Here is a 16,980-nt window from a genome sequence, read left to right as displayed (position 1 = left end):
CCATGACAGATGCATTGGCGTCATTGCCAACCCGTGAAGGCCAGCGCGCTGCCTTTCTGGCCCGCGCCGGTCACGCCGAGACAGTGCTGATCGCGCTGCAGGCGGATGCTTCGACCCGGCGTTATTTCCGCCTGGAGGGCGCCGGCCTGTTGCTGATGGATTCGCCCCCCGACAGTGAGCCCATCGGCCCGTTCGTGCGGATCGCCCGGCAGTTGCAGGGGCTGGGCCTGTCCGCGCCGGCCTTGCTGGAAGTGAACGAGGCGGCGGGGCTGGCGCTGATCGAGGATTTCGGTCAAGACACCTACACCCGGCTGCTGCTGGCCGGGCATTCGGAGTCGGCGTTGTATCACCTGGCGGTCGATACGCTGGTGGCGTTGCATCGCGCAGCGCCAGCCGCGGAACTGGCGCCATACGACGAGCATCGACTGGCGGACGAGTACGCGCTGTTTATCGACTGGTATGTGCCGTTGTTGATTGGCAAAGAGGCGGCACAGGCCTTGCGCGATGAGTATCTGGCGCTGTTCGCCGAGGCCTGCCGCGACGTTGCACAGTGTCGCGAAGCCTTGGTGCTGCGCGACTTTCACGTCGACAACCTGATGCTCCTGCAAGGCCGCGAAGGCGTCGCCGCCTGCGGCTTGCTGGATTTCCAGGATGCCCTGGTCGGGGCGGCAGCCTATGACTTGATGTCGCTGCTCGAAGACGCCCGGCGCGATGTGCCCGAGGAACTGCGGGCGGCACTGATCAGTCATTACCTGCTGCAACGCCCGGAGCTGGATGCGCTGCATTTTCTCGAAGACTACCGGCGCCTGGCCGCCCAGCGTCACGCCAAGGTGCTGGGAATTTTCGTGCGTCTGGCCGGGCGGGACGGCAAGCACGGTTACCTGGCGCACTTGCCGCGCACCCTGGGTTTGTTTGTCCGCGCCCTGGACGCCAAGGCCTTTGCGCCCCTGCGCCAATGGCTCGACCGGCACGTGCCGGGCTGGCGTGAGGAACTGCCCGCCGAGACCCTGGCGACGTTACGCGAAACCCCTTATCGATTGGTTCAAGGATCATCCCATGGCCACGTTTAACTGCGATTCTGCCTTGCGCTTCATCAATCCCGAGTTCTTGCCGCTGACCGCTGGTCGTGTGCGCGAAGTGCTTGACCCGGCGACCCTGCAACCGGTCGGGCAAGTCGGCGTGTGTGGCGAAGCCGATGTGCAAACCGCCATCGATGCCGCCACCGTCGCGCAAAAACAATGGCGTGTAGTGGATGCCAAAAGCCGCGCCGCACGCCTGCATCAACTGGCCAACGCCATCGAACAGAACGTGGCCTGCAACCGTGAAGTCGCACGCCTGATGACCCTGGAGATGGGCAAGCCGTTTCCCGAAGCCATGGGCGAGTTGGCCAACTGCGCGCCGATCTTTCGCTACTACGCGGAGATGGCCCGGGACGATGCCGGCAAGGTTGCCGGCACCACGCAGATCGGCTCGTTCCAGCATGTGCGCTACGAGCCCTATGGCGTCAGCGTGCACATCATGCCGTTCAATTTTCCGATCCTGCTGATGTGCTGGACCGTCGCCGCGTCGCTGGCGGCGGGCAATGCCTGCATCATCAAGCCGGCGGAGGCCACGACCCTGTGCACCCTCAAGTTCATGGAACATTTCACCGCGTTGCTGCCCGGGCTGGTGTCCTGTGTGCCGGGCGATGCTGTCACCGCGCAGTTGTTGGTGCAGTCGGCGCAGACCCACGCGGTGGCCTTCACCGGCAGCGTGGCAGCAGGCAAAGCGGTTGCCGTGGCCTGCGCCGAACGGATGAAGCCTTGCGTGATCGAGGCCGGTGGCAGCGATCCGTTGATCATCTCCCGACATGCACCGCTGGAAGTGGCGGCGGCGGGCGCAGTGACCGCTGCGTTCCACTTGAGCGGGCAAATCTGCACCTCGGCGGAACGCTTCTACGTCGTCGATGAAATCCATGACGAGTTTGTCGCGAAATTCGCCGAGCGCGCCCGTGCCTTGCGCATTGGCCATGGCCTGGAGCGTTCGGAAATCGGGCCGATGGTCAGCGAGGCGGCGCGTAATAAAGTCATGCGCCTGGTCGATGACGCCGTGACCAAGGGTGCGAAAGTGGTCTGTGGCGGACGGATTCCACCCGGGCACAGCGTCGGCTGGTTCTATGAGCCGACCATCCTCACCGGCGTGACCGGTGACATGGCGATTCTTCAGGAAGAGTGTTTCGGCCCGGTGGCGGCGATCTGTCGTGTCAGCGATTTCGATGAAGCGGTGCGGTTGGCCAACGACTCGCCGTTCGGCCTCGGTGCCTCGCTGTTTACCACGGATCTGGCCGAAGCCATGGAAGCCGCCGAGCGCCTGGAGGCGGGGATGGTCTGGGTCAACAATCCGCTGATCGACAACGATGCGCTGCCGTTCGGTGGCTGGAAGATGTCGGGGCTTGGGCGTGAGCTCGGGCGTCAGGGGCTGGAAGCGTTCCGCCGCTCGAAAATGGTCATCATCGACCACCAGCCGAAGATTCAGGACTGGTGGTATCCGTATACCGACGACGTGTTCTATCGCGATCAGGCCGGTTAGCTGTACCGGCAACTGACCCAATTCAAGGATTGAGCCAGTTGCCGTCGCTGCCGGGTTAGTGGAACGGAAAGATGTAGTTCATCCACGCGGCCATGCGCAGAAGGATCTTGCGCATCATCGCGATGTGATGGAAATGCTGGCTGTACAGCGCCGCCTGGCCGTAGGCGCCGCCGGGCATCTGGTCGGCGTACTGGGCATAGTCGGGATCGGTGATTTCAATGACCACCGGGACCCGGCCGGCCGGTGGTGAACCGGTGAAGCCGAGCAGCGTGCCCGAAGGTTGGACCTGGCCTTCGGCGATGACCGAAACCACGGTTTTGACCTTGCCTTCGAAAACCCTTCCGGGAATGCCGTCGAAAGCGACTTCGGCCTCGTCGCCCTCGGTCAGGCGCAACAGGCTGTTCTGGCGCATCCACGCCGCGAAGTAATGCCCTTCGGCGGGAATGAAGACCATCGACGGGCGCAGTGGCAACTTGGTGGCCATCATGCCCGGACGCAACGAAACGTGAGTGACGAAGCCTTTGCTCGGCGCACGGACCGTGGTGTTGTCGAGTTCGTACTGCGCGCTGTCCAGTTGTGCCTTCAGGTCATCACTGCGAGCGACCACCGCATCCAATTCCCGTTGGGTGCCGAAATTACGCTTGATCAGCTCGGTGATCCGGGCGCGATCGGCCTGGGCGGCAACCAGTTGTGCCTTGAGGGATTTCAGCCGGTATTCGAAAGGCGCGGGATCGATGCGAAACAGCACATCGCCTTTTTCCAGGGGCTGGTTGGTCTTCACCGGCACGTCGATCACCTGGCCGCTGACCACGGGTATTACCGGAACCGATACGAAATAGGAACGCGCCACCTCGGAGTAGGGGTGGTTGTAGTTCATCGTGAAAATCAGCGCGCCGATGATCACGATCCCGCCCAGCACCGCCGTGGGCACCGTCCATTTGTTCAGGGGAATGCGGAAGATCTTGAAGATGGCTACGCAGAGAGCGGCATACGTCAGAATGAGTAAGAGATCCATGGTTCAAATGCCCTCGCCGAGATTGTCCGTTGGCAGCCTGCTCAGTGTCGTGCCCGTCGCCGCCTCGAGGCGCTCGATCCGCCCTTGCAGTTCGGCGACCTGTTGTTCGAGGTGAACCACATGGCTTTTGGGTGAGTGTCCGTCACTGAAACCCCAGCCCCGGTCCTCTCGATAGGCCATCGCCCAGATCCACAGGAATGGCCAGAGCGCATGCAGGGTGAACAGGCTGACCCAGCCGGTGGCGTGGATCGCATCCTGGTGAGGGTGGTTGCGGTGGACGGCAATTTCATAGGGGATGTCGTGGAGCAGGATGACCCCGTAGAACAAGATGAGCCCGACAAAGATCAGCAGGCCCAGCGCGAAGTAATCAAGCATGAATCACTCCTCTTGAAACAGGTGACGTGTGCGCATGAGTGTAGCCGTTCAATCTACACTTGACGGGGACGCGGATATCCAGCTTGAGCACCCGCTGCCTGGGCGAAGCGTTGACCGATATCGTGCAGGTACCCCCGGGCGAGGTGAATTCATGCAAACCCAAGGTCAATTCGAAAGGGCGCCTGTACTTGACCCTGTCGAGCGCATTACCGAGGTGATCTTCGGCCTGCTGATGGCCATGACGTTCACCGGCACCATCAGCGTGGCCACGGCAGACCAGGCAGCCGAGCGCTCGATGATGATTGCCGCACTCGGTTGCAATCTCGCCTGGGGACTGGCCGATGCAGTCATGTACCTGTTGCGCGCACTGGTCGAGCGCACGCGCAGGATCAAGCTGTACCTCGCCCTGCGCAATGGCACGGACGCCGCGGCCGGTCAGGCACTCATTGCGCAAGTGTTGCCATTGCAATTGGCGGTGGCGGCCGGCAGCGAGGGCCTGGAGTTGTTGCGCCGTCGACTGCTCGAGCAGCCCCCCTTGCCGACCAGGGCGGGCCTGGGCTGGAACGACTTCAAGGGTGCGCTCGGTGTTTTCCTGTTGGTCGTGTGCTCGACATTTCCACTGGTGGTGCCGTTCATACTGCTCGATCAGACGGCACTCGCCATCCGCCTGTCCAACCTGATCGGCCTCGTGGTGCTGTTCATCGCCGGCTGGATGCTCGCCAGATACGCTGGCGCCACGCAATGGCAGGGTGGGGTGATCATGGCTGCCACGGGGGGCGTGCTGATCCTTGCAATCATTGCGTTGGGTGGCTGACAACTGGGCATAATTCAACACACTAAAGACTCATTCTCATTTACTATTGCCCTTCCATTTACGTCGGGCAGCCTGGTATGGATGTTCTTGCCGCAATCCATTTTCATTTATTCCAGTGGGTGATCGAGCCGGTCACCCGGCAGTTCCTGGGCATTTTCGACGTCAACGGTCGACTCGGTCTATCCTTTCTCTGCATGTCTTACGGCGCCGCTTATTGCCTGTTCCGCTGGCGCAAATCCCGGGGCTTGACCGACGCACGCTCGTTCGGCCAGTTCATCGGCGGCCGTCGGGTTTACCTGCACCGCTCGGCGCTGCTCGACTACCGCTATTACTTCGTACTCGCCATCCTCAAGGTTGCCCTGGTGTTGCCCATCGTCGGCCTGGTCGATCCGTATGTCTTGCGTTCAGCGGACTACATCGCGTTCTTCACCCACCTGTGGGGCGCGCGCACGCAAGTGGAGGAACACCTGGCGCTGACCCTGCTTTATGGGCTGGGCGTATTTCTGGTCAAGGATTTCAGCCATTACTGGGGCCACCGCGCTTTTCATTCGCGGTACCTGTGGGCGTTCCACAAAGTCCATCATTCGGCGCCCGTGCTGGTGCCGGCGACGGCCAGCCGCGTGCACTTTCTGGAAGAAGTGGTCGAAAAGCTCACGGACATCATCTGCGTCGGCGCCTTTGCCGGTGTCTTCTGGTACGCCTGCGGCGGGGAGATCAGCCGCTATACGCTGTTTGGCGTGACCTATATGGTGTTTATCTTCAATAGCCTGGCGGCCAACCTGCGCCACAGCCATGTCTGGTTTTCCTTCGGGCCGGTGTTTGAGCGGGTGCTGAGCAGCCCGGCGCAACACCAGATTCATCACAGCGATGCACCGAGACACTTCAACAAGAACTTCGGCATCAATTTGTCATTGTGGGACTGGATGTTCGGCACGCTGTACGTCACCCGGTCCACACCCGAGGCCATTCAATACGGCACCGGTGAGCAGGATCACGAGCGTTACCTGACGCTGCACGGTTTGATCGTCACGCCGTTTGTGGACATCGCGCGCAAACTTTTCTATGGGAAACGCGCGAAAGCACGGCCTGAAAACGGATCTGATCCGTATTTTTCAGCGCAATCTGCCTCTGTAACGGATACAGCCACCAGCCCACAATAAATTTCCGGTACGGCAGCGCTCGGCGCCTCCTGTACCGCCAATTCATAGTGTGGGAGGCCGCATGGCCAAGATGACGATTTTTCTCGGCGGTTTTCTGCTGTTGACCATCCTGATCGGTATGCTCGCGACGATTCCTCCGGCGTGATTACAGCCGTCGCTGTTCGTCGACGGTCAGGCGCAGTTCGCGGTACGCCGTGACCAGTTGCTCAAGGCTGAACCCACGATTTCTCCCGCTGGGGTTGGGCAGGATCCAGACCGAGGCATTGCCGAACGTCGTCGGCTGCAAGCCCCAGGCAATCTCCCGCTGACCGGACAGCGCGCCATACGCCGCCTTGCCCAGAAACGCCACGAAACGCGGCGCATGGCGTGCGATTTTCTGTTCGAAATCGGCAGCGGCGGCGGTGAACTCGCGCAGGGACAACTGATCCGCGCTGGCCGTCGGCCGTTCGACCACCGCGGTCAATCCGCATCGATAGCTCAAGATTGTCCGATCGTTTTCCGGCCGCACTTCCTCGGGAGTAAACCCGGCGAGGTGCAGCGTGCGCCAGAAGCGATTGCCGCGCCCCGCAAAATGATGCCCCTGGGCGGCGGCCGTCATTCCGGGATTGATGCCGCAGAAGATCACGGCCAACTGTCCGGCGAGGACATCTTCGAGTTTTTCACTCACCGCAGATCACTCTGATCGCCTGGCGTGCCAGCGCCGTCAGTTCGGCTCGGGATTTACCGGCCCGGGCACGGATCGAAATACTGTGCAGCAGAGACGAGGCGAGCACGGCAAGAGCCGCCGGGTCTGCATCGCCTTTCAACTCGCCGGCATTTTTCGCCGCTTGCAGGCGAACTTCCAGGTCGGCATCCAGCCGGCTCAAGCGGTCGGACAGCACTTCACGAATTTCCGGGTCTTCGACGGCTTCGGTGGTTGCCGTGCCGATGGCGAAGCAACCGCGCGGCTGGCCGTCTCCCGAGAAGTAAATCGATAACTGCCCCTCGTAGAAACGCTGCAAGGCCTCGGCCAACGGCAGCTCTAGGTCCGTCAGCGCCTCGCGCATGGACGCCGCGGCAAACTCCCAATATTGCTCCAGCGCTTTGATATAGAGCGCGTGCTTGTCGCCGAATGCCGCATAGAGGCTGGGGCGATTCATGCCGGCGGCGGTGGCGATGCTATCGAGCGACGCGCCGGAATAGCCGGTGTTCCAGAACACACCGAGCGCCTGTTGCAACGCTGTCTGCGGGTCGTAGGCGCGAGGGCGGCCGCGGGCTTTACCCTCTGTCGATTTATTTTGTGCCATGTCGTACAAAATCCTTGTAGGAGGGTGGGTCGAGGGATATTCTTACACCATCGCACAAAATTAAGGAATCAGAAATTCCTTGTTCCAGGGTTTGTGGTAGCCGAGCGCGAACTGAGTGTTGCGGCGACGAAACCGACGCGGTGGGAGCGATCCTCCTGACCGCGCACGGGCTTGTTTGTTTACAGCATTTATTGACCTGCGGGCCGCTGGCGCTTGTTGCCGATGCCGGCCCGATTACCCGGCTAAAGGTGAACTCGATCATGACCAAATCGTTCGATATCCCGGCTTCGCAGACCTTCGAGCACCCAGGCCCAAACCCGGCTGACTCGCGTATCGACAAACCACTGAAACAGAGGTTGCGCCCCTGGTTGATGGTGGGTGTTCCTATCCTGTTCGCGGCGCTGGGCTATGCCCACCATGTGTCGGGGCAGGCGTATGTTTCGACCGACAACGCTTACGCCCGAGTGGCGAAGGCATCGATCAATGCGCGGATCTCTGGACAAGTGGTAGAGATCGCCGTCGAGGACAATCAGCAGGTCCGCAAGGGCCAGGTGTTGTTCCGGATCGACCCGAAACCGTTCCAGATCGCCGTCGACCGCGCGCAAGCACAACTGGGCGTGGCGCGGCTGCGTATCGACGGGCTCAAGGCCAGCTATCGACAGCAACAAGCTGAACTGCAATCGGCGAAAGAGTCGGCTGACTTCGACCAAAAGGATTTTGCCCGCAAGAAGGCCCTGGTTGCGACTGAGTTCGTTTCGAAGTCGATTTACGAACGTGCCGACACCGACGTGAAGGTGGCGCGGCAACGGATCGCGTCCATCGAACAACAGATCGCCAGCACCGTGGTCGCCTTGAACGGCAATCCGGACATCGATGCCGACAGTCACCCGACGGTGCGCGAGGCCCGGGCGCAGCTCGACGAGGCGCAGTTGTACCTCTCGTACACCACGGTGTATGCGCCGCAGGATGGCATCGTGGCCAAGGTTGACGACCTGCAGGTGGGCAACCATGTGAACAACGGCGCGCCGGCCTTTGCCTTGTTGTCCGGTCACGAGATCTGGATCGAGGCCAACTTCCGCGAGACCGACGTGACCCACATGCGCCCGGGGCAGGAAGCCACCATCCGCATCGATACCTACCCGGATCGCGTGTTCAAGGCCCACGTCACCAGCATGAGCCCGGGGGCCGGGTCGGATTTTGCGCTGCTGCCGCCAGAGAATGCGACCGGCAACTGGGTCAAGGTGACGCAGCGGGTACCGGTACGGCTTGAGCTCGACGAGGTGGACCCGGCACTGCCGCTGTTCTCCGGGACCAGCGCCACGGTGCGGATCAATACCCGGTTTCAAAGCCCCTGGTGGCACCCGCTCAAGGCATTGCTGACCGCAGGTAACTTCTGATGAACACCCAATCGGTGGTAAACCCCGGAGGGGAGGGTGCGCGCTCGCTCAGGTTCGCCGCCTTGCTGGCGACCTACATGCAGTCGGCGAACCTGCCGCTGCCGAACGCGGCACTCAGGTTGATTCAGGGCAGCCTGTCGATGAGCGACGATCAGGCGGGCTGGATTTTCACTTCGTACCTGGCCGCGAGTGCGATCAGCATGCCGCTCGCGCAATGGCTGGCCGGACGCTTTGGTTTGAAGCTCGTGTATCAGGCGGCGCTGGCGATGTTCGTCCTTGGCTTGTTGCTCGCCACGGTGGCGGCGACGCCGCTGGAGTTCGTGGGGGCGCGCATCATTCAAGGCATCGCCAGTGGCGTACTGGCGCCGCTGTCGATGGCGATTGCCATGGAAACCTTGCCGCAGGACAAGCGTGCAACGTTTGGCGCGAAGTGGACGGCGATTGTGCTGTTCGGCATCGTCAGCGGCCCGAGTATCGGCGGCTGGATCGCCGAACATTTTGGCTGGCGGCCGATGTTCTACCTCAGCGTGCCACTGTCGGCGTTTATCTTCCTGGTGGCGGCGCTGTTGCTGACCGAAAAGAAGGCCGAGAAACCTCCTGCGTTCGATTTCTTCGGTTTCGGCACCTTCACCCTCGGCCTGATCAGCCTGCAAATGTTGCTCGACCGGGGTGAGCGCCTGGACTGGTTCGCTTCGCCCGAGATCTGGCTCGAAGCCGTGGCGTCTGCGTTGGGGGCCTATCTGTTCGTGGTGCATGTGCTGACCTCGAATGTGCATTTCCTCAACAAGCGCCTGCTCAAGGACCGCAACTTCGTGTTGTCGACGGTGATCTTTTTCGCCCTCGGTTTCGTGCTGTTGTCGACCATGGCCCTGACCTCACCGATGCTGGACGAGATTCTCGGCTATCCGCCTGACACTACCGGCGCCTTGACGATTCCCCGTGGCATGGGCCTGGTTGGCGCCTTTGTGCTGATGGGGCGGCTGCCCGAGCGCTTTGACCGTCGTCCCTTCGTGGCGGCAGGCGTGGCGGTGGTGGTTTATGCCAACTGGCTGATGCTCGGCTATTCGCCGCTGATGGACGAGTGGCCCGTGGCCGTCGCCGGTGCGATCCAGGGCGTGGGCCTGGGCATCCTGATGCCGGCGGTGACCAAGGTCGCGTTCAGCACGCTCGACCCGACGCTGCGCCCCGAAGGCACAGGCCTGTTCAACCTGGCTCGTGTCTACGGCAGCACCCTGGGCGTGGCGATCGTGCAGTTGTTCTTCTTCAACAACACCCAGGCGATGCACATGGCGCTGGTCAGCAACCTGACGCCGTACCGCGCGGCTGCGCATTCGCTGGCCTCGGCGCCGTTGCAGGTGCTCGACGGGCTCAACGAAATGATCACCGGCCAGGCCGCGTTCATCGCCGTGATCGACCAGTTCAAGATCCTGATGGTGGTGATGCTGGTGGTGAGCCCGCTGGTGTTGTTGCTTCGCAAGCCCGTTGCGGCCAATTAGTTTTCGTGGAGTTTGCCAAATGAAATCTTATGCGCTGGTCATCAACCGCTACTGGATGCAAACGAAGATCGTGGCGTTGTCGCTGCTGGTATTGCTGACGGCCTGCACCGTTGGCCCCGACTACCAAACACCGGCGGCGAGTACGTCGCAGCACTATGACCCACAGGCCGAGCAACGTCTGGCCCAGGGTGGCAACCCTCGCATCGACCTCGGCAGGAAGGTCAGTGGTGACTGGTGGACTGCCTTTCGCTCGCAGAAACTCGACCATGTGGTTCGTCGAGCAATCGACGGCAACCTCGATCTGGTGGCCGCCGATGCCACGATCCGGCAAGCCGCGTCTTCTGTGGCGGCGGCGCAGGGTGCGCTGTATCCGCAGGTTGATTTCGCTGGCGTGGCCGGTCGTCAACGGCTGCACAACACCAAGGAACCCTCCATCGCCAATTTCTACGCGATAGGACCGCGAGTGGGGTTCGACCTTGATGTGTTCGGCGGCAACAAGCGGCTGGTTGAACAACAGCAGGCGTTTACCGACCTGCAAAGGCACCGCTACGAAGCGGCGTACCTGACCCTGACCGGCAACGTCGCCAGCCAGGCGTTGCTGGTGGCCTCCGCCAACGCACAGATACGGGCCGTGGAAAAGCTGCTGGCCAATGACGCAAGGAACCTTGAGCTGGTGCGCATGGCCCACCTCAATGGCAGCACCACGCAGATCGATGTATCGCTGGCCGAGACCCGTCTCGCCCAGGACCGCACGCTGTTGCCGCCTCTTGCTCAGCAACGCGATGCCGCACGCCATGCGCTGTCGATCCTGACGGGGAAGGGGCCGGCGGACTGGATCGCTCCCGACTTCGACTTGAGCGAGTTTGCCCTGCCGTCGAACATGCCGGTGAGCCTGCCTTCGGAAATGGCCCACGACCGGCCGGATGTGCTGCAAGCCGAGGCGCAACTGCACATGGCCAGCGCAGCGGTGGGCGTGGCGACGGCGAATCTCTATCCCCACGTCACGCTGTCCGCGTCCCTGGCGCAGGCGGCTTCCGGCAATGGCGGCGCGGCACTCTGGGGTTTCGCTGCCGGGTTGGCCGGACCGCTTTTCGATGGCGGCACGCTCAAGGCTGAACAACAAGCTGCCGTCGACGGCTACAAAGCGACACTCGCCGGTTACCAACAGACGGTCATTACCTCGTTCGGCCAGGTCGCCGACACCTTGCAGGCGATCAACCATGACGCCGAGGAACATCTGGCCCAGACCGACGCATTGCGCGCGGCCGAAACCAGTTTGCAGTTGAACCAGCAGGCCTTCGCGCAAGGCGAGAACAGCATTCTCCAGGTCCTGGAAGCGGAGCGTGCCTATGAGCAGGCACTGCTGGGACAGATCCGCGTGAAAACCGCGCAGTACCTCGACACCGTGCAACTGTTCGTTGCGCTGGGCGGCAACTCCGTCGGTGCCTTCGAGCAACGCGTTGCGTCGGGCGACGGGCAGAAACCTTCGTATCAATAATGGCTGCGGCCTGGAGTAATGACATGACTTATGAAGCCTTTCACGACGGACTGCGCGATACCGGATTCCTGCTCAACCATGGGGCGGTCGAAATGCCGGCGGTTGGGTTCGGTACGTTGTTGCGCGATCTCGCCACCACGACTGAAGCGGTGAAGGAGGCGCTGGCCGCCGGTTTCCGCCATTTCGATTGCGCCGAGCGTTATCGCAACGAAGCGCAGGTTGGCGTTGCATTGAAGGAAGTGCAGGAGGCCGGCAAAGTCCGGCGCGAGGAGCTGTTCATCACCACCAAACTGTGGAACACCAACCATCGTCCCGAGCGCGTCGAGCCCGCGTTCGAAGCCAGTTGCCGACGCCTGCAAGTGGACTACATCGACTGCTACCTGATCCACACGCCGTTTGCCTTTCAACCCGGCGACAACCAGGACCCGAGGGATGAGCAGGGCAATGTCATCTACGACGACGGCGTGACGTTGATCGAGACGTGGCGGGCGCTTGAGCGGCTGGTGGATCAGGGGCGGGTGAGGTCCATCGGGGTGTCCGATATCACGCTGCAGGCGCTGAAGGCGCTGGTTGCCGACGCCCGGATAAAACCCGCCGTGGTGCAGGTCGAGTCCCACCCTTATTTGCCGGAGTGGGAGTTGCTGGAGTTCTGCAAGGCGCACGGGATTATCCTGCTGGCGTTTGCGCCACTGGGGCATGGCATGGAACCGAATGTGCTGCAGGACCCGGTGCTTGCCGGCATCGCCCGGCGTGTGCAGAAAACCCCGGCCCAGGTGGCGCTGGCCTGGTCGGTACAACGTGGGGTAGCGTTCCTGACCACCTCGGCAACGCCGAGCCATATCCGGGAAAATATCGATATCTCGACCTTGCCGCTCAGGGCCATGGTTGAAATCCAGCAAGACATCACAACCCGTATACGCTTCAACTCGGTGGTTGAAACCGGTATCCCCGGATTCATTCCGCGCAAGCAGTAGTTGCTGACGCCAGGGCGGTCCGTCACGGGGCCGTCCTGTTTGCCTATCCCTTGAGGTGAAAACGATGGATGTTTTCCAGACCCTGCGTTGTTTCGCGGCAGTGGCCCAAAGCGGCAGCTTCACCGCGGCGGCCGCGATGCTGGACACCACCACGACCAACGTTTCAAAAGCCGTTTCCAGCCTGGAGGCCCGGCTGCAAACACGGCTGATCAACCGCACCACCCGGCGCCTGGCTCTGACCGAAGCCGGCGTGCGCTATTTGCAGCGCTGCGAGCGGATTCTGCAGGACATGCGCGAGGCCGACGAAGAGGCGGGTACGGCGCAGGTCATGCCCGCAGGCCGGCTGAAAATCCATGCCATGTCGGCCATCGGCAACCATTACGTGATCGGCGCCATTGCCCGCTACCGAGAAACCTATCCTTCGGTTCTGTTTGACCTGACCGTGACCAATCGGCTGCCGGATTTGCTGGAGGAAGGCTATGACATGTCGATTGTACTGGCGCGGGACCTGCCCGATTCCGGGTTTGTCGCCCAGCGGCTGGGTATCACCTACAGCATTCTCTGCGCCTCGCCGGCTTACCTGAAAAAACGCGGGACGCCCGAATCGCCGGGTGATCTGGAAGGCCATGATTGCCTGCGAATCGTCAACACGGTCATGCCAGCCGAGAACTGGGTGTTTGAAGGCCCGCTTGGGATAGAAACGTTCAGCACGCCGGTGTCGCCCTTCCACGTCAACACGGCTGACGCCATGACATTCGCGATCAAGAACGGGATGGGGATTGGTATTCAACCGATTGCTTCGGCCGTCGAGGGCCTGCGGGCGGGGACTTTGGTGCGGGTACTGCCAGGGTATCGGCTTGAAGAGCTGAACCTGTTTGCGATCTACCCGTCACGCAAGTTCGTGGATGCAAAAATAAAAACCTGGGTGGAATTTCTGAAGCATTCCATTCCGGGTTTGCTCGCGGCTGATGAAAAAATTGTCGGTGCATCTGTATAGCGTTGTGGTTGGCGCTGTACGCATGGAGTGTCGACCCTCCATCGTCCATACAGTGCTCAACCGTTCGAGCAACCGCTGCCCATTACTTGGTACTCAATGGTGCGGCGTTGACCCCGGGAATCTTCATAGGTCATGCGCGCCGGGACCGGTCCGCATTCATCGGCAACTTCCGATACTTCGATGACGCGCTTGATATCGAGCCTGGTGCCGTATGTGTAGGTTTCAACCGGCGTTTGGCTGGTGGCGGCAGTTGAGTGGCTGTCCTCTGCAAAGGCCTGGGCACCGGCGGCGCCAAGGGCAACAAAGAGTGCGATGTTCAACAGTTTCATGATCTTCACCTCGTGGTTGAAGCGTTGTCCTGCAAGGATGTTCAGCCTTGTGAGCGGGTTGCATCTGACTGGGTTTGCTCACTTGGGTAGAGCCGATATTAGGCGTTTGGCGGGGGCGCAAAAATCGGTCGGCGGGATAAACACTGTTGCCGGATTGCTCATGAATCGAGGGGGCTTTGGCGGGGAGTCGGTCTCAAGACTTCTCCCCCAGGGGAATCAGGAACTCTGCCGATCAATATCGCGCCGCAGAACGACAGCGGTGGTGATGTCTTCAACGGATTCGTGACTGGCTACTGCATCTCTGACCCGGTTCAGATCATCAATGGTTCGCGATTCGACCTCAATGACCAGGTCGAGCTGGCCACTGACCGAGGAGACTCGTCGTACCCGCGAGTTTTGCGCAAGCAGGTCCAGCAAGCTGATTGCGGGTGTGCGTTTCAGGCATGAGGGGGCACCGCAAGAGATCCTGCAAAACCCTGTCCAGGAACGAACCCGGTCGTTCTTGAAAAAACATCTGCACGATAGATAAGTTGCGCTTTCGCTTCTGAACGCCCGGGGCAGGCGCGATCAAACGTCGAAGTTACGACGCGGGCAATGGACTGAGTCGCTTCTGGAGCTGCTGATCTTCATCGGCGTTACGGTTTGAGATCGCGGATGGTACGGAGTACCCGCCGGGGTTGCGCCAGCTGTTGATTGCTCCTTGTCCGACTTCCCATCGAAAATCACGGGCCCTTAACGACGCAAGGTCAGTTGGGCAGACGCTTACGCTGAAGCTAGCGCGACCTGTCATTTTCCTTTCGCCTGTAGCTACATTAGTCAGATTAGGCGACCCAGCGCATCACCTTCTCAAGGTGGCCAGTGTGCGCATCCAGTTGTTCATTGAGAACTACAAAGCCCTGGTTCTCATAGAAATGGATACCAGGCGCATTCGCTGAATACACAGTCAGCTGTAGAGTTGACTTGGATGCCATGGCATCCGCGAGAAGCTGCGTACCTATACCGTCCCCCTGACGCTCAGGCGATACGAATAGCGCCGCAAGTGTGTCTCCATATACAGAGCAGAATCCTGCTACCGTCCCGTCTGCCTCAAACACTCGGGACATGGCGCCGGGTAGGTAGACCTCACGCATGGCAGCAAGCTGGCTACGCCAGAATTCGGGGGCTATGAAGTGATGCGCCTGGATTGACGCTCGTAGCCAAATGTCCAATACGGGCTCCAGGTCAACGTTTCGAAAGTCGCGGATCATGAGGCCTCAACGATTGAGTCAGGAAGAAAACATTGTGCCAAATGCGTGCTCCGCGCAACGGTCCTCCGTTCGCTGATCTACCTGGCACTGATTCTGATCGATCAGCCATACATGGGGCTGGAACTGTGACCGCCAACGCCAGCACCGGTTTGCTCTGGACGCTGACAGTCTATTTGAGCCGCTGGCATGAGTATCGCCCCGTACGGCCTGCCGATTCCGTTGATGGTCATGGTCGCACTGATCGTTTTTTTGCTCAGCACGCCACTATCGACTGATTAAGCCTGGGCCAGGCGTCCTACGCGTAACCAGCCAACGACCACTGCGCCAATCAGCAAAAAGCCCAGGTAGCCAAAGAGTGGATAGACCTGGCCCACCAGGTTGACAAACCCGACCAGGCTACCGACGAAAGCCAGTGCGCCAGCGGCCGCTGAGCCGACGCGGAATTTGCGAGTGCCTGCCGGCAGTAGCCGGGCCGAAAAGGAATACAAGGTACCGACGGCCGTGTTGACGATCATCAGGAAAATGATCACCGCCATCAGCAGACCGAGGACTGGCGAAACCTCCGTGGCGATGGACAGCATGGGCATTGGCAAATCCGCCACGCTGTCCAGGCGTGACAGCAATCCCAGGCTCATCACCAGCATCAGCAGCCCCAGCAACGCGCCACCGAAGATGCCACCCCAGATGGCTTGCTTCTCGGATTTCGCAGCGCCGCCCATGATCGCCAGAAACGGCACCCCGGCCACGATGTTGTAAGACACGTACAATAACGCTCCCAGCAGCCAATGGCTTGCGCCAGCGTCTTGCTGGCTGGCCAGTTGATTTAGCTCACCGAAACTCAAGCCCCGGGTGGCGACGCCATACAGGGCCACCGCTACCGCCGTCAGGATCAACAGCGGAGTGACGGCGCCGATCATGCCAATCACTTTCTGCACATCCAGGCACACGATGGCGACCACGATCAGGGTCACCGCCACGCTGCCGAACATGGCGGGAATGCCGAACTGTTGTTCCAGCAAGGCGCCGCCGCCGGCCAACATGACCACGGTCACCGCAAACATGAAGAAGGTGATCATCAGGTCGACAAAGGTGCCCAGGTAGCGTCCGCACAGTGCATGGACTACGTCCTTGTGGGACTTTGCCTGTAGTCGGCTACCCATGCCCGCCAATGCCATCCCGAGAAAGGTGAAGAGTGCGGCGCTGACCACCGTCCCGAGCAGTCCCCATACGCCGAAATCCACGAACATCATCTGCAGCTCCCGGCCGGAGGCGAATCCTGCACCGACAATCACACCGACAAATGCACCGGCTATTTTCAGACTTTCTTTCATGACGATTTCCCTCGAATTGTTTTTGTTATGGCTTATGGGGACGACCACTGTTCATGGCCGTCCCGGGGCATCGCACTGGCAAACGGCAGGGGTGGATCAGCGGGCGCCGACCCAGGCCTGGACTTCGATTTCCACGTCGACCCCCAGCGCCAACTGGGCGCCGCCGACCGTGGAGCGCACCGGAAAGCCGTTCTGGAAGTGGCGCTTGTACACCTCGTTGAAACCGGCGAAATGTTGCATGTCCGATAGCCACACCGTGGCCTTCACCACCTGGTCAAAACCCACCCCGCATTCGGCCAGGGTCTCGCCGATGCGGGCCATGGCGGCCTCGGTTTGCTCGCGGATATCACCGAGCACCACTTCACCCAGAGGGGTCATCGGTACTTGCCCTGAGAGGAACAAAAAATCGCCGACCCGAATGGCTTTGGAGAACGGATAGGGCAGGTGGCTGGGGTAACGCTGGAGATTGTCAGACATGCTATGGAACCTCATC

Annotated in this window: 17 protein-coding genes and 2 pseudogenes; 10 read left to right on the top strand and 9 right to left on the bottom strand. The window is 61.0% G+C overall.

Annotated elements, in window-relative coordinates:
- The first annotated feature begins 2 nt into the window (after positions 1 to 2).
- Both AC1DKH_RS05020 and AC1DKH_RS05015 read left to right on the top strand, forming a co-directional pair.
- A complete protein-coding gene (locus AC1DKH_RS05020; RefSeq protein ID WP_477797606.1) occupies positions 3 to 1,070 on the top strand; it encodes an aminoglycoside phosphotransferase family protein in 1,068 nt (355 codons plus the stop codon).
- Positions 1,057 to 2,568: an aldehyde dehydrogenase family protein gene (locus tag AC1DKH_RS05015; RefSeq protein ID WP_477797605.1), complete on the top strand. Its 1,512-nt coding sequence runs from the start codon at positions 1,057 to 1,059 to the stop codon at positions 2,566 to 2,568. The genes AC1DKH_RS05020 and AC1DKH_RS05015 overlap by 14 nt, the downstream gene beginning before the upstream one ends.
- A 55-nt stretch (positions 2,569 to 2,623) precedes the next feature.
- Here the strand turns inward: AC1DKH_RS05015 and AC1DKH_RS05010 are convergent, their stop codons facing one another.
- Both AC1DKH_RS05010 and AC1DKH_RS05005 read right to left on the bottom strand, forming a co-directional pair.
- A complete protein-coding gene (locus tag AC1DKH_RS05010) occupies positions 2,624 to 3,583 on the bottom strand; it encodes an HlyD family secretion protein (protein ID WP_477797604.1) in 960 nt (319 codons plus the stop codon).
- A gap of 3 nt (positions 3,584 to 3,586) precedes the next feature.
- Positions 3,587 to 3,958, bottom strand: coding sequence for a DUF3302 domain-containing protein (locus AC1DKH_RS05005; protein ID WP_477753293.1), 372 nt, complete (start codon positions 3,956 to 3,958; stop codon positions 3,587 to 3,589).
- A gap of 151 nt (positions 3,959 to 4,109) precedes the next feature.
- On the opposite strand from AC1DKH_RS05005, the gene AC1DKH_RS05000 reads away from it, so the two are divergent.
- Both AC1DKH_RS05000 and AC1DKH_RS04995 read left to right on the top strand, forming a co-directional pair.
- Entirely contained in the window at positions 4,110 to 4,772 is a 663-nt protein-coding gene (locus AC1DKH_RS05000; protein WP_477753294.1) for a hypothetical protein, read from the top strand.
- A gap of 77 nt (positions 4,773 to 4,849) precedes the next feature.
- Positions 4,850 to 5,932 (top strand): sterol desaturase family protein, encoded by a 1,083-nt coding sequence (locus tag AC1DKH_RS04995; protein ID WP_477762287.1) that lies wholly within the window; start codon positions 4,850 to 4,852, stop codon positions 5,930 to 5,932.
- A 145-nt stretch (positions 5,933 to 6,077) separates the two neighbouring features.
- On the opposite strand, the gene mug is transcribed toward AC1DKH_RS04995, so the two are convergent.
- Entirely contained in the window at positions 6,078 to 6,599 is a 522-nt protein-coding gene (gene mug, locus AC1DKH_RS04990; protein WP_477797603.1) for a G/U mismatch-specific DNA glycosylase, read from the bottom strand.
- On the bottom strand, positions 6,592 to 7,218 hold the full coding sequence (locus tag AC1DKH_RS04985) for a TetR/AcrR family transcriptional regulator (RefSeq protein WP_477797602.1): 627 nt from the start codon (positions 7,216 to 7,218) through the stop codon (positions 6,592 to 6,594). The genes mug and AC1DKH_RS04985 overlap by 8 nt, the downstream gene beginning before the upstream one ends.
- A 260-nt stretch (positions 7,219 to 7,478) precedes the next feature.
- On the opposite strand from AC1DKH_RS04985, the gene AC1DKH_RS04980 reads away from it, so the two are divergent.
- The 5 genes from AC1DKH_RS04980 (at position 7,479) to AC1DKH_RS04960 (ending at position 13,580) form a co-directional block, all read left to right on the top strand.
- Positions 7,479 to 8,615 (top strand): HlyD family secretion protein, encoded by a 1,137-nt coding sequence (locus AC1DKH_RS04980; protein ID WP_477797601.1) that lies wholly within the window; start codon positions 7,479 to 7,481, stop codon positions 8,613 to 8,615.
- Positions 8,615 to 10,111 (top strand): DHA2 family efflux MFS transporter permease subunit, encoded by a 1,497-nt coding sequence (locus AC1DKH_RS04975; RefSeq protein ID WP_477797600.1) that lies wholly within the window; start codon positions 8,615 to 8,617, stop codon positions 10,109 to 10,111. Before AC1DKH_RS04980 ends, AC1DKH_RS04975 begins: the two co-directional genes overlap by 1 nt.
- 19 nt (positions 10,112 to 10,130) lie before the next feature.
- Complete coding sequence (locus AC1DKH_RS04970) at positions 10,131 to 11,609, top strand: efflux transporter outer membrane subunit (protein WP_477797599.1); 1,479 nt, start codon at positions 10,131 to 10,133, stop codon at positions 11,607 to 11,609.
- 23 nt (positions 11,610 to 11,632) lie between these two features.
- A complete protein-coding gene (locus AC1DKH_RS04965) occupies positions 11,633 to 12,583 on the top strand; it encodes an aldo/keto reductase (protein WP_477797598.1) in 951 nt (316 codons plus the stop codon).
- A gap of 64 nt (positions 12,584 to 12,647) precedes the next feature.
- Positions 12,648 to 13,580 (top strand): LysR family transcriptional regulator, encoded by a 933-nt coding sequence (locus AC1DKH_RS04960; RefSeq protein ID WP_477753302.1) that lies wholly within the window; start codon positions 12,648 to 12,650, stop codon positions 13,578 to 13,580.
- A 56-nt stretch (positions 13,581 to 13,636) separates the two neighbouring features.
- On the opposite strand, the gene AC1DKH_RS04955 is transcribed toward AC1DKH_RS04960, so the two are convergent.
- Both AC1DKH_RS04955 and AC1DKH_RS04950 read right to left on the bottom strand, forming a co-directional pair.
- Positions 13,637 to 13,909 (bottom strand): DUF2790 domain-containing protein, encoded by a 273-nt coding sequence (locus AC1DKH_RS04955; protein WP_477753303.1) that lies wholly within the window; start codon positions 13,907 to 13,909, stop codon positions 13,637 to 13,639.
- A 216-nt stretch (positions 13,910 to 14,125) separates the two neighbouring features.
- Positions 14,126 to 14,350, bottom strand: a pseudogene (locus AC1DKH_RS04950) (Lrp/AsnC ligand binding domain-containing protein); the annotation flags it as partial.
- 4 nt (positions 14,351 to 14,354) lie between these two features.
- Here AC1DKH_RS04950 and AC1DKH_RS04945 point away from each other — a divergent pair.
- Positions 14,355 to 14,438 (top strand): annotated as a pseudogene (locus AC1DKH_RS04945) (polar amino acid ABC transporter ATP-binding protein); the annotation flags it as partial.
- A 292-nt stretch (positions 14,439 to 14,730) separates the two neighbouring features.
- Here the strand turns inward: AC1DKH_RS04945 and AC1DKH_RS04940 are convergent.
- The 3 genes from AC1DKH_RS04940 to AC1DKH_RS04930 form a co-directional block, all read right to left on the bottom strand.
- On the bottom strand, positions 14,731 to 15,156 hold the full coding sequence (locus tag AC1DKH_RS04940; protein ID WP_477797597.1) for a GNAT family N-acetyltransferase: 426 nt from the start codon (positions 15,154 to 15,156) through the stop codon (positions 14,731 to 14,733).
- Positions 15,157 to 15,431: 275 nt separating this feature from the next.
- Positions 15,432 to 16,487: a YkvI family membrane protein gene (locus AC1DKH_RS04935; protein WP_477753305.1), complete on the bottom strand. Its 1,056-nt coding sequence runs from the start codon at positions 16,485 to 16,487 to the stop codon at positions 15,432 to 15,434.
- A 96-nt stretch (positions 16,488 to 16,583) separates the two neighbouring features.
- Complete coding sequence (locus tag AC1DKH_RS04930) at positions 16,584 to 16,964, bottom strand: RidA family protein (RefSeq protein WP_218431882.1); 381 nt, start codon at positions 16,962 to 16,964, stop codon at positions 16,584 to 16,586.
- Between the last annotated feature and the right edge of the window lie 16 nt (positions 16,965 to 16,980).

The organism is Pseudomonas sp. 05L36 (assembly GCF_056398125.1).
The sequence above is the reverse complement of the archived record's forward strand: the minus strand, read 5'-3'. Positions and strand labels throughout refer to the sequence as shown.

Bases quoted from the DNA above. Each gene is read 5' to 3' on its own strand.
- AC1DKH_RS04930 (WP_218431882.1), bottom strand. From the start codon at position 16,964: ATGTCTGACAATCTCCAGCGTTACCCCAGCCACCTGCCCTATCCGTTC.
- AC1DKH_RS04975 (WP_477797600.1), top strand. From the start codon at position 8,615: ATGAACACCCAATCGGTGGTAAACCCCGGAGGGGAGGGTGCGCGCTCG.
- AC1DKH_RS04995 (WP_477762287.1), top strand. From the start codon at position 4,850: ATGGATGTTCTTGCCGCAATCCATTTTCATTTATTCCAGTGGGTGATC.
- AC1DKH_RS04940 (WP_477797597.1), bottom strand. From the start codon at position 15,156: ATGATCCGCGACTTTCGAAACGTTGACCTGGAGCCCGTATTGGACATT.
- AC1DKH_RS05020 (WP_477797606.1), top strand. From the start codon at position 3: ATGACAGATGCATTGGCGTCATTGCCAACCCGTGAAGGCCAGCGCGCT.
- AC1DKH_RS05000 (WP_477753294.1), top strand. From the start codon at position 4,110: ATGCAAACCCAAGGTCAATTCGAAAGGGCGCCTGTACTTGACCCTGTC.
- AC1DKH_RS05005 (WP_477753293.1), bottom strand. From the start codon at position 3,958: ATGCTTGATTACTTCGCGCTGGGCCTGCTGATCTTTGTCGGGCTCATC.
- AC1DKH_RS05010 (WP_477797604.1), bottom strand. From the start codon at position 3,583: ATGGATCTCTTACTCATTCTGACGTATGCCGCTCTCTGCGTAGCCATC.
- AC1DKH_RS05015 (WP_477797605.1), top strand. From the start codon at position 1,057: ATGGCCACGTTTAACTGCGATTCTGCCTTGCGCTTCATCAATCCCGAG.
- AC1DKH_RS04960 (WP_477753302.1), top strand. From the start codon at position 12,648: ATGGATGTTTTCCAGACCCTGCGTTGTTTCGCGGCAGTGGCCCAAAGC.
- AC1DKH_RS04965 (WP_477797598.1), top strand. From the start codon at position 11,633: ATGACTTATGAAGCCTTTCACGACGGACTGCGCGATACCGGATTCCTG.
- AC1DKH_RS04980 (WP_477797601.1), top strand. From the start codon at position 7,479: ATGACCAAATCGTTCGATATCCCGGCTTCGCAGACCTTCGAGCACCCA.
- AC1DKH_RS04970 (WP_477797599.1), top strand. From the start codon at position 10,131: ATGAAATCTTATGCGCTGGTCATCAACCGCTACTGGATGCAAACGAAG.
- AC1DKH_RS04935 (WP_477753305.1), bottom strand. From the start codon at position 16,487: ATGAAAGAAAGTCTGAAAATAGCCGGTGCATTTGTCGGTGTGATTGTC.
- AC1DKH_RS04985 (WP_477797602.1), bottom strand. From the start codon at position 7,218: ATGGCACAAAATAAATCGACAGAGGGTAAAGCCCGCGGCCGCCCTCGC.
- AC1DKH_RS04955 (WP_477753303.1), bottom strand. From the start codon at position 13,909: ATGAAACTGTTGAACATCGCACTCTTTGTTGCCCTTGGCGCCGCCGGT.